Origin of the sequence: Pseudomonas quercus (genome assembly GCF_012033695.1) — a bacterium.
GTDB lineage: Bacteria > Pseudomonadota > Gammaproteobacteria > Pseudomonadales > Pseudomonadaceae > Aquipseudomonas > Aquipseudomonas quercus.
The window spans coordinates 67,148-76,910 of record NZ_JAAVJI010000014.1; the positions used below are offsets into that span (position 1 = coordinate 67,148).

Here is a 9,763-nt window from a genome sequence, read left to right on the forward strand (position 1 = left end):
CCTAATCCAGGACGCCATTCAAAACCTCATAAACAATCCCTGTACCCACTGCAATCAACACAACATCCGTGCCCAGGCGGCGCCACTCATAGCCTTCGTAATGGGGCAGGCGTGACAACGCAGAACGGTCCAGGCGATGGCCATACCCTTGGGGCAATGGGTGGCCCTTGGCAACGTGGATGTTTGGAGGCAGTGGTGTGCCGCGGCCAAAGTCGGTACGGTGCTCGCGAATGGTGTCGCGCACCGGCCCGAAATCCTGTGGCGGGTGAGCGCCATTTCCCTGGTTTCCGTGCTGGCCATTCTGGCTATGGCCTCGGGCTTCGCCATGGCCATTACCCTGATTTTGCTGATGCTGTGGGCCGCCTGGAGGTGGATTGTCAGGCCTTGGGGCGGCGTGGGCCAATGGCATGCCCACGGTGATCAGCGTGCCAAGCGTTATCGCAAGAAGAGCGCGTGAAGACGTGGCCATGAGGTTCCTCTGAAGGCACGAAAAGGGAGCGGTTATCGCTCCCTGGATTCATACCTTCTTAGTCTGCGAAAACAGAGGGCAATTCCTCCGTATCAAGACCGTTACCTGCGTGCGCTCCGAACCCCTTCCGCCAGTTCTCCACACAGCCCTAGCACATCGTCAACAGCCTGCTGTGGCGTGGCAGCCTTGGCAATCTTGTCCACCAGGGCCGAACCTACCACAACCCCATCGGCCAGCCGGGCGATGCCTGCGGCCTGTTCTGGCGTACGGATGCCAAAGCCTACGCTTATGGGCAATGAGGTATGGCTGCGCAGGCGTGCAATGGCGGCACTTATATGTTCTGTGGTGGCAGCCCCTGCCCCGGTCACACCGGCCACAGAGACGTAGTAAACAAACCCGGAGCTTCGTTCCAGTACACGCGGCAGGCGGCTGTCGTCGGTGGTAGGCGTAGCCAGGCGAATGAAGTCGATGCCCATTGCCTGGGCGGGTTCGGCCAGTTCGGCATCATGTTCTGGAGGCAGGTCCACAATGATCAGACCGTCTACACCAGCGTCCCTCGCCTGCGTTACAAAACTGTCCACACCGAAGCGGTGGATAGGGTTGTAGTAGCCCATGAGTACTAGCGGGGTTGTGGTGTCTTTTTCGCGGAATGATTTCACCATGGCCAGGGTTTTGAGCAGCGTTTGGCCAGCATCCAGGGCACGTAGGGTGGCCAGCTGGATAGCGACGCCATCGGCCATAGGGTCAGTGAAAGGCATACCCAATTCGATCACATCGGCGCCTGCCGCAGGCAAGCCTTGGAGGATCTTTAAGGATGTGTCATAGCCTGGATCTCCAGCCGTTACGAAAGTAACCAACGCCGCACGGCCCTCGGCTTTCAGGTCAGCAAAACGCTTTTCTAGACGGCTCATGCCTGAGTCTCCTGCTGTGCAGCCATATGGTTCATCACGGTTTGCATGTCCTTGTCGCCACGCCCTGAAAGGCACACCACCATCAGGTGATCCTTGGGTAGAGAGGGTGCGCGGCGGATGGCTTCGGCCAAGGCATGGGCTGTTTCCAGCGCAGGGATAATGCCTTCCTTGCGGCAGGTCACATGAAACGCCGCCAGTGCCTCCTCGTCAGTGATGCTGACGTATTCAACGCGCTTGATCTCATGCAGCCAGGCGTGTTCCGGGCCAATGCCGGGATAATCCAGGCCAGCGGAAATGGAATGGGCATCGGTGATCTGGCCGTCACCGTCCTGCAGCAGGTAGGTGCGATTGCCATGCAGTACGCCCGGCACGCCTCCATTGAGGCTAGCCGCATGCTTGGCAGTGGTCACGCCATGCCCACCGGCCTCCACCCCAATGATTTGCACGCTGGCATCGTCCAGGAAAGGATGGAACAGGCCCATGGCATTAGAGCCACCACCCACGCATGCGACCAGGCTGTCCGGCAACCGCCCTTCCTTTTCCTGGAGTTGCTGGCGAGTTTCCTTGCCGATAATGGATTGGAAATCTCGAACCATGGCTGGGTAAGGATGCGGGCCTGCTACGGTTCCAATCAGGTAGAACGTATCTTCAACGTTGGAAACCCAATCACGAATCGCTTCATTCATGGCGTCCTTGAGCGTGCCAGTGCCGGAGGTGACCGGTACGATTTCCGCGCCCAGCAGGCGCATGCGGAACACATTGGCCTGTTGGCGCTCAATGTCGGTAGCGCCCATGTAGATCACGCAAGGCAGGCCGAAACGTGCTGCTACGGTAGCAGTAGCTACACCGTGCATGCCGGCGCCGGTTTCGGCGATCAGGCGCTTCTTGCCCATGCGCTTGGCCAGCAATACCTGGCCAATGCAGTTGTTCACTTTGTGGGCGCCGGTATGGTTGAGTTCTTCGCGCTTGAAGTAGATTTTGGCACCGCCACAGTGCTCGGTCAGCCGTTCGGCAAAATACAGAGGGTTGGGGCGGCCAATGTAATCCCGCTGGAAATAAGCCAGCTGTTCAAGGAATTCTGGGTCCTGTTGGGCGGCTTCGTACTCACGGGCTAGGTCTAGTACCAGTGGCATAAGCGTTTCGGCAACGTAGCGGCCACCAAAGGTGCCGAACAGGCCATTGGCATCAGGGCCGTTTCGTAAGGTTTGAGCAGTCATGGCAGGTACCCAGGCAAAAAACAGATGCATGAACTGTAGCCGCGACAGCGCCGGTTGAAAACCGATAAGATCTCATCAACCTGTAAGGAAAACTCACATATCATGAGCCGTGACCTGCCTTCGCTAAATGCACTGCGTGCCTTTGAAGTAACGGCCCGCCTCGGCAGCCTTACACGGGCGGCTGTGCAGCTCAGCGTTACGCATGGGGCAGTAAGCCGCCAATTGAAAGCCTTGGAGGCCGAACTAGGCATTGCCTTGTTTACCAAGGAAGGGCGAGGGATAAAGCTTACCGAGGCAGGTGTACGGCTACGTGATGCCAGTACCCAAGCTTTCGATGAGTTGAGGCAGGTATGTGCCGAACTGGCTGTAGCAGAAGCGGACGCGCCGTTCGTACTGGGTTGTTCAGGCAGCTTGCTAGCGCGCTGGTTTATCCCTCGGCTTGGCCGGTTGAATGCAGAGTTGCCGGACCTTCGTTTGCATCTATCGGCTGGTGAGGGTGATTTGGACCCTAAAAGCCCAGGTATCGATGCGTTACTGGTCTTCGCTCAACCGCCTTGGCCGGGTGAGGTGCACGTACACGAATTGATTGAAGAGCGTATCGGGCCCGTTGTCAGTCCCCATTACACAAAGTGTTCGGCACTGTTAAGTAGCGCACCTGAAGCGGTGCTGGGTGAGACGCTTCTTCAAACCGTATCGAGGCCGCAGGCATGGCCGGAATGGGCATCCGCTCATGGGGTAGATGCATCGAAACTGGAGTTTAGCCAGCGCTTCGAACATCTGTACTACCTATTGGAGGCTGCGGTAACTGGTTTGGGAGTGGCCATCGCGCCACACGCGTTAGTGGCCGATGACCTGCAGGCAGGGCGCTTGTTAGCGCCTTGGGGTTTCACTAAAACCCCAGCCTGCCTGGCACTCTGGGTACCGCATCGGCGAGCAGGCCGTCGTGCCGAACGCTTGGCTCATTGGCTACGACTGGAACTGGCTCGCCAGGCGAACTAGTCAGAACGCTTGCACATCAGGTAGGCCGCAATCAGGCCAACGGCGCCAACAGCGATGCCGGCAGCAGTCAGCGGATGCTCCTGGGCATATTCCTTGGTGGCCAGGCTGGTTTCGCGAGTTTTGACCTTGACGTCTTCGTACACGTCAGCCAGCAGGCTGCGCGAGTGCTTGAGTGCGGTTTCGGCGTTGGCCTTCAGCGCTTTGAGGGTTTTGCGAGACTCTTCCGAGGTATCGCCCTTCAAGCTTTCCAGTGAACGAAGCAGGCTTTCGATTTCTGCTTCCATGCTTTGCAGCGACGCTTTACGCAGCGAATTAGTAGCCATTGTTTCACTCCTGCTTGGTGATTGCGGTGTATGTGTCCGACTACGCCGCTTCGCAAAAGTGCAGTGCCTGTGAACTTTTGCCTGTCCTTGGCGCACAGATGTAAACGTAGCCATCTGCCGGTTGCCGATGGCAGTACCATTGACCAAGGAGCTGTACATGAGTGATCACCACACTTACAAAAAAGTCGAACTGGTAGGATCGTCTACCATTGGCGTTGACGACGCTATCAAAAATGCCATCGCTGAAGCCGCCAAATCCATTGAGCACATGGAATGGTTCGAAGTGACTGAAACACGTGGTCATATTCAAGACGGCAAGGTCATGCATTTTCAGGTGACCTTGCGAGTAGGTTTCCGAATCAGCAATAGCTGATCGAGCGAAAGGGCGCGGATGGCCGTCAAAATAAGGAGCTGCACACAGCTCCGCCGACTTTGTTTGAATCGACTCAAGGACTGTGAACGATGAAAAAAGTAGTGTTGGCAACGGTAATGGTCATGTTGGCCGGCAGCGCCCTCGCAGCAGGCAAGCCTTGCGATGAACTCAAGAGCGAAATTGACGCGAAGCTTCAGGCCAAGGGCGCCTCAGGCTACTCGCTGCAAGCGGTAGACAAGGGCAGCGCCACAGACGGTAAAGTAGTAGGTACCTGCGAAGGCGGCACCAAAGTGCTTGTTTACAAGCGTTGATTTGCCCTTGAATGAAGCGCCCGCACGCTGCGGGCGCCCTGCCGTTTTTAGCCCCGCATCAGCTGGGCCAGCAGCTCATAAGAGCGCAAACGGTCTGCGTGTTCGTACAGGTCACAGGTGAAGATAAGCTCGTCGACCTGTGTCTGCTCCATCAGTACATCCAGCCGAGCCCTTATCTTGGCTGGGCCACCGATCACCGCCATTCCCAGGAAACTGCCCACAGCTTCCCTCTCATGAGGCAGCCAAAGCCCTTGCATGGTGTCGACTGGAGGTTGGAGCAGCAAGGTCTGACCACGAATCAGGTTCAGGATACGCTGGTACACCGATGTCGCCAGATACTCAGCCTGCTCGTCTGTGTCTGCGGCTACCAGAGGTACGCCCAACATGACATAGGGCTTGTCCAGATAGGCAGACGGCGTGAAGTGATCGCGGTAGACCCGGACCGCCTCGTGCATCATCCGCGGGGCGAAGTGAGACGCGAAGGCATACGGTAAACCTTGCATCCCGGCCAACTGCGCGCTGAACAGGCTTGAGCCCAACAGCCAGACAGGTACCTTGGTTCCCATACCTGGGACAGCCACTACTCGTTGCTGCGGCGTACGCTCACCTAAGTAAGCCAGCAGCTCTTCGACGTCCTGCGGAAAGTCATCCGAGCTGCCGCTACGTTCACGACGCAGGGCGCGTGCGGTCAACTGGTCTGAGCCAGGCGCGCGGCCCAGGCCGAGGTCTATGCGGCCTGGGTACAGGCTTTCAAGCGTGCCAAATTGCTCGGCAATCACCAAGGGCGCATGGTTGGGAAGCATGACACCACCGGAGCCTACCCGGATGGTGGAGGTGCCACCTGCCAGGTAACCCAATAGTACAGAGGTCGCCGAGCTGGCGATGCCGTCCATATTGTGGTGTTCAGCTACCCAAAACCGATTGTAGCCGTAACGCTCAAGGTGCTGAGCCAGGTCCAGGGAGTTGCGCAGCGCTTGCGCCGGGCCTGTCTCCTTGCGAACAGGTACCAGGTCCAGGGCTGAATATTTGATGTCGTTCAACGATTTCATAATTACTCCAAAAAGAGACACCCCCGCGCCTTTTCTTGTCTATGAATACATTGAACGCTTTGGGCCGCTTTCGCAAATCTGCGCTGAACTTGAGGCAACTGCCTGCTCTCTGAAAATAGTACTCTCCATTAATGAGGAACTCCGCACCATGGCGATCAAAACAGCTTCTGCAATCTGGAAAGGCGACCTGAAAACCGGTACCGGTGAAATTTCTACTGAAACTGGCGTGCTCAAAAGTGCCCCGTATGGCTTCAAAGCCCGCTTCGAAGACGGCCCAGGCACCAACCCTGAGGAGCTGATCGGTGCTGCACACGCAGGTTGCTTCTCCATGGCACTGTCGATGATCCTGGGCGAAGCTGGGCTTACAGCTGACCGGATCGATACCACGGCCCAGGTCACGTTGGACAAGCAAGCGGATGGCTTTGCTATCACCAAGGTTCACCTGATTACCAAGGCAACCATCCCGAACGCTTCCGAGGAGCAGTTCCAGGAGCTGGCCAACAAAGCCAAGACCGGTTGCCCGGTCTCCAAGGTACTGGCTGGCGCTGAGATTACCCTTGATGCTTCGCTGGCTTAAGCGCGCAGCGCCAAGCGCTATAGGTAGTGCTTCCCTGGCCGGGGCTTTTGCCTTGGCCGCGGCTTTGCCAGCTACCGCAGCCCCTTTGGACTGTGCTGAGCTCAAAGCTGAGATCGAGGCCAAGATCCAGGCCCAAGGCGTGGTGGCCTACACGCTTGAGGTAGTTCCTGCGGAGGAAGCCAAAGACCCGAGCATGGTGGTGGGCAGTTGTGAGAACGGCACGCGCCGTATCCTCTACCAGAAAAACGATACGTGAGCATACGGTCAACTGTACCCGCTACAGTACCCAGCGGATCTTGCACTTGGACGCATCGGCCTTCCACTGTTCGGTAGGTCAGAACAGGCAGTTTACCTGCCGCTCCGTGGCGACTTTTTCGCCCTGAGCGTTATAGAGAAAAGCAAAGGTTTGCAAGCCAAGGTGCCTTGCCTCCAACCGGTAGCGCTCGCCTGCCTGGAAACTGTCGTACTGCAGGCGGATGTAGCAGATGCGCTCTGACGGTTGAGCAAAAGGCAGCATCGGTACAGCCACGTCGTAGTCGAAACGCACCTGCAGTTCATGACTGCCTGGAGCGACCTGGTAATAACGGCCGTCATCCAGGCGCTTGCCATCGAGTTTGTCAGCCATGACCAGCTTGCCGGTACGGGTGAACATCTCGACCCAGGCTTTGGTCGGGTCCTGTGGCGGGACTGGGGTTGTGGTACAGGCCCCAAGCAGTAAAGCAGCCAGCAGCACAAGGTAACGTGGCATAAGCGCTAGACGCCCTGGCAGCCTGCCGGTTGGGCGCGACCCACCAGGCGTCGTTGCTGGTCGTACAGCTTGGCCCATGGGGTAAAGCCCAAGCTGCCGGCTTCCAACTCGTACCGCTCGCCCGCATTGAAGCTACCGTATTTGATATTCAGCTGGCAGTCCCGGGATAGCGGGGCCGCCTGGGGGCCAATGTTGTCAGGTGCAACAGTGAACTGGTAGCGCACGGTGAGTTCATGGCTGCCTGGCTCCACTTCAAAGTAGCGAGCATCGTCCTGAACCTGTGCATCTACTTCCTGGGCCTGGAGCGCATTTTTCTCAGGGCCGTGCAGGTCAATCCACGCCTGGTTAGGGTCTGGCTTGGGCAAACCCATACACCCGGTAAGGGCAAGGACAGCGGCGAACGGTAGGATTTTACGCATTAAGGGCTCCACGCAGGCATGATAGAGCACTGGAACAGGCTTATTCGAGGCAAGCTGCCCTATGCTCGGATTTATTGTCTGGCGTTCACGCCACGGCTCTCTCGACACCCTGCACAGGGTATTGGTTCCCCTGTTGGCAGCACTTCTGCTCAATGGGTGCTCGTCATTGGATTACTACACGCAATTGGCCCACGGCCAATTTGACCTGTTGCGGTCCCGCGAGCCGATCGAGAAGGTTATGGCTGATCCTGCCCGGGATGCAAGCCTGCGTGCACGGCTGGCTGATGCCCAGCATGCTCGCGTATTTGCCAGCGAGCAGCTGGGTTTGCCGAACAACCGTAGCTATCGTTTGTACGCTGATATCCACCGGCCCTTCGTGGTGTGGAACGTCTTTGCAACACCTGAGTTTTCACTGAGTCCCGTGCAGTACTGCTTTCCCATCGCCGGCTGTGTGGCCTATCGAGGCTACTACCAGCAGGGGCGCGCCCGTGGGGCAGCAGCGTTGCTTCGTCAGCAGGGCTTGGACGTGTACACCGGCGGTGTGGAGGCTTACTCCACGTTGGGCTGGTTTGACGATCCCATCCTTAGCTCAATGACAGGCTGGAGCAGCGAACGCTTGGCCACGCTTATTTTCCATGAGCTGGCACATCAGCAGGTGTATGTTCCCGGCGATACCGCCTTCAATGAGTCGTTCGCCACCTTCGTGGAGCAGGAAGGCACTCGGCAATGGCGTGCCGCACAGGGCATGCCACCTGAAAACGACCAGCAGGCCGCCCGCCGGAACGCCTTCGTGCACCTGGTGCTGGGCTTGCGGGACCGGCTTCAGGCTGTGTATTCCAAGCCTCTTGCAGCCGCTGCCATGGGCGAGGCCAAGCAAGCGGAAATCGAGCGGTTCAGGCGTGATTATTACCACCTTAGAGACAGCCAGTGGGGTGGCAAGGGCCTATACGATGCTTGGGTAGCGGCCCCAATCAATAATGCCAAACTGCTGCCGTTTGGGCTTTACGATCAATGGGTGCCAGCCTTTGCTGCCTTGTTCAACAACAATGAACAGCATTGGCCCGCCTTCTATCAAGCCGTACGTGCGCTAGGCGCATTGCCCACTGTGCAACGTACTCAGGCTTTACAGGCGCTGTTGAACAAACGCCAGGTGTAGCTGCGCCAGCGTATCGAAGTGGAACAGCGGTGCCTCGGCGATCAATTCTTCAGCGCTGCCAAAACCGTAGCCGACCGCCACGGCTGCAAGGCCGTTGAGGCGTGCACCGATCAAGTCGTGCTTGCGGTCGCCAACCATCACGGTGTCGGCAGGAGCCAACTGCTCCGTTTCCAGCAAGTGAGCAATCAATTCAACTTTGTTGGAGCGCGTACCGTCGAATTCGCTGCCGTAGATGACTTTGAAGTGGCTGTCGAAGCCAAAGTGGCGAGCGATCTCTTGAGCGAATACCCAAGGCTTGGAGGTGGCAATGAACAGGTGCCGGCCTTGAGCTTTCAGTGCTTCAAGCAGTTCGATAACGCCTTCGAACAGTGTGTTTTCGTACAGGCCAGTGACTTTGAAGCGATCGCGGTAGTGATTGACGGCTGCCCAAGCTTTTGTTTCTTCAAACCCATAGAACTGCATGAAGGCCTCAAGCAGAGGCGGGCCAATGAAGGGTTCGAGCTTGCTCAGGTCGGGTTCGTCGATACCCAGTTGAGCGAGGGCATGCTGGATAGAGCGGGTAATGCCTTCGCGTGGGTCGGTGAGCGTACCATCGAGGTCGAACAGCACGTTGCGATAGGGCATCAGGCGTGCTCCACGGCAGCGTTGTCAAAGCCTTCAGCCAGGTGCTGGGCCTTGAGCTTGACGTAGTTGCCGGCCGTATAGGCGAAAAACCCTCGCTCCTTTTCGGTCAAGGGCCGTACCTGCTTCACGGGGCTGCCCATATACAGAAAACCACTATTGAGGACCTTGCCAGGCGGCACCAGGCTGCCCGCGCCAATGATGACCTCGTCTTCCACAACGGCCCCGTCCATGACGATGCTACCCATGCCGACGAGAATCCGATTGCCAAGGGTGCAGCCATGCAGGATCACCTTATGGCCAATGGTGACCTCATCCCCGACAGTCAATGGAAATCCACCGTCGTTATAAGGTCCGGCATGGGTAATATGAAGCACGCTGCCATCTTGTACGCTGGTGCGGCGCCCAATTCGAATGCGGTGCATATCGCCGCGAATGACGGTCAAAGGCCATACGGAGCTATCCTCACCAATTTCCACGTCCCCGATGACCACTGCGCTAGCATCCACAAAGGCCCGTAGCCCAATCAAGGGCGTGGCGTTGGCAAATGTACGTATCACGATAGGCTCCTTCTGTTGTCCCAATAGCCG

General features: G+C 57.6%; 15 protein-coding genes. 6 read left to right on the forward strand and 9 right to left on the reverse strand.

Translation table 11 applies throughout. The features are described 5' to 3' along the window. Position 1: 1 nt before the first annotated feature. The 3 genes from HBH25_RS19105 to trpB all read right to left on the reverse strand — a co-directional run bounded on the left by HBH25_RS19105 (position 2) and on the right by trpB (position 2,597). Positions 2-469, reverse strand: a complete 468-nt coding sequence (locus tag HBH25_RS19105) for an anti-virulence regulator CigR family protein (protein WP_168085529.1) — start codon at positions 467-469, stop codon at positions 2-4. Between the two features lie 101 nt (positions 470-570). Next, positions 571-1,380, reverse strand: coding sequence for a tryptophan synthase subunit alpha (gene trpA, locus HBH25_RS19110; protein ID WP_168085530.1), 810 nt, complete (start codon positions 1,378-1,380; stop codon positions 571-573). Beyond that, a complete protein-coding gene (gene trpB, locus HBH25_RS19115; protein ID WP_168085531.1) occupies positions 1,377-2,597 on the reverse strand; it encodes a tryptophan synthase subunit beta in 1,221 nt (406 codons plus the stop codon). Before trpB ends, trpA begins: the two co-directional genes overlap by 4 nt. Positions 2,598-2,651: 54 nt before the next feature. Between trpB and HBH25_RS19120 the strand changes: the two genes are divergently transcribed. Continuing rightward, positions 2,652-3,596 carry a LysR family transcriptional regulator gene (locus HBH25_RS19120; RefSeq protein ID WP_178089055.1) on the forward strand — a complete coding sequence of 315 codons (945 nt, stop codon included), beginning with the start codon at positions 2,652-2,654 and terminating at the stop codon, positions 3,594-3,596. Here the strand turns inward: HBH25_RS19120 and HBH25_RS19125 are convergent. Then, positions 3,593-3,919 carry an ElaB/YgaM/YqjD family protein gene (locus HBH25_RS19125; protein ID WP_168085533.1) on the reverse strand — a complete coding sequence of 109 codons (327 nt, stop codon included), beginning with the start codon at positions 3,917-3,919 and terminating at the stop codon, positions 3,593-3,595. The genes HBH25_RS19120 and HBH25_RS19125 overlap by 4 nt on opposite strands. Positions 3,920-4,076: 157 nt before the next feature. Here HBH25_RS19125 and HBH25_RS19130 point away from each other — a divergent pair, with 157 nt between their 5' ends. Both HBH25_RS19130 and HBH25_RS19135 read left to right on the forward strand, forming a co-directional pair. Continuing rightward, positions 4,077-4,292, forward strand: coding sequence for a dodecin (locus tag HBH25_RS19130; RefSeq protein WP_168085534.1), 216 nt, complete (start codon positions 4,077-4,079; stop codon positions 4,290-4,292). A gap of 89 nt (positions 4,293-4,381) precedes the next feature. Then, on the forward strand, positions 4,382-4,603 hold the full coding sequence (locus HBH25_RS19135) for a DUF1161 domain-containing protein (RefSeq protein ID WP_168085535.1): 222 nt from the start codon (positions 4,382-4,384) through the stop codon (positions 4,601-4,603). Positions 4,604-4,650: 47 nt separating this feature from the next. Here the strand turns inward: HBH25_RS19135 and HBH25_RS19140 are convergent, their stop codons facing one another. Further along, positions 4,651-5,652 (reverse strand): LLM class flavin-dependent oxidoreductase, encoded by a 1,002-nt coding sequence (locus tag HBH25_RS19140; RefSeq protein ID WP_168085536.1) that lies wholly within the window; start codon positions 5,650-5,652, stop codon positions 4,651-4,653. Between the two features lie 148 nt (positions 5,653-5,800). Between HBH25_RS19140 and HBH25_RS19145 the strand changes: the two genes are divergently transcribed. Together HBH25_RS19145 and HBH25_RS19150 are read left to right on the forward strand one after the other, a co-directional pair. Then, positions 5,801-6,229, forward strand: a complete 429-nt coding sequence (locus tag HBH25_RS19145; RefSeq protein WP_168085537.1) for an OsmC family protein — start codon at positions 5,801-5,803, stop codon at positions 6,227-6,229. After that, the gene (locus HBH25_RS19150) at positions 6,213-6,485 is read left to right on the forward strand and encodes a DUF1161 domain-containing protein (protein ID WP_168085538.1); all 273 of its coding nucleotides are present in this window, start codon (positions 6,213-6,215) and stop codon (positions 6,483-6,485) included. Before HBH25_RS19145 ends, HBH25_RS19150 begins: the two co-directional genes overlap by 17 nt. Positions 6,486-6,563: 78 nt before the next feature. Here the strand turns inward: HBH25_RS19150 and HBH25_RS19155 are convergent, their stop codons facing one another. Both HBH25_RS19155 and HBH25_RS19160 read right to left on the reverse strand, forming a co-directional pair. Continuing rightward, positions 6,564-6,977 (reverse strand): PA0061/PA0062 family lipoprotein, encoded by a 414-nt coding sequence (locus HBH25_RS19155; RefSeq protein WP_168085539.1) that lies wholly within the window; start codon positions 6,975-6,977, stop codon positions 6,564-6,566. Between the two features lie 5 nt (positions 6,978-6,982). Then, a complete protein-coding gene (locus HBH25_RS19160; RefSeq protein WP_168085540.1) occupies positions 6,983-7,396 on the reverse strand; it encodes a PA0061/PA0062 family lipoprotein in 414 nt (137 codons plus the stop codon). A gap of 61 nt (positions 7,397-7,457) precedes the next feature. Here HBH25_RS19160 and HBH25_RS19165 point away from each other — a divergent pair, with 61 nt between their 5' ends. After that, complete coding sequence (locus HBH25_RS19165) at positions 7,458-8,552, forward strand: aminopeptidase (RefSeq protein WP_168085541.1); 1,095 nt, start codon at positions 7,458-7,460, stop codon at positions 8,550-8,552. Here the strand turns inward: HBH25_RS19165 and HBH25_RS19170 are convergent. Further along, positions 8,520-9,176, reverse strand: coding sequence for an HAD family hydrolase (locus tag HBH25_RS19170; protein WP_168085542.1), 657 nt, complete (start codon positions 9,174-9,176; stop codon positions 8,520-8,522). The two genes, HBH25_RS19165 and HBH25_RS19170, sit on opposite strands and share 33 nt — an antisense overlap. Beyond that, complete coding sequence (locus tag HBH25_RS19175; protein ID WP_168085585.1) at positions 9,176-9,736, reverse strand: gamma carbonic anhydrase family protein; 561 nt, start codon at positions 9,734-9,736, stop codon at positions 9,176-9,178. The genes HBH25_RS19170 and HBH25_RS19175 overlap by 1 nt, the downstream gene beginning before the upstream one ends. Positions 9,737-9,763: the final 27 nt, after the last annotated feature.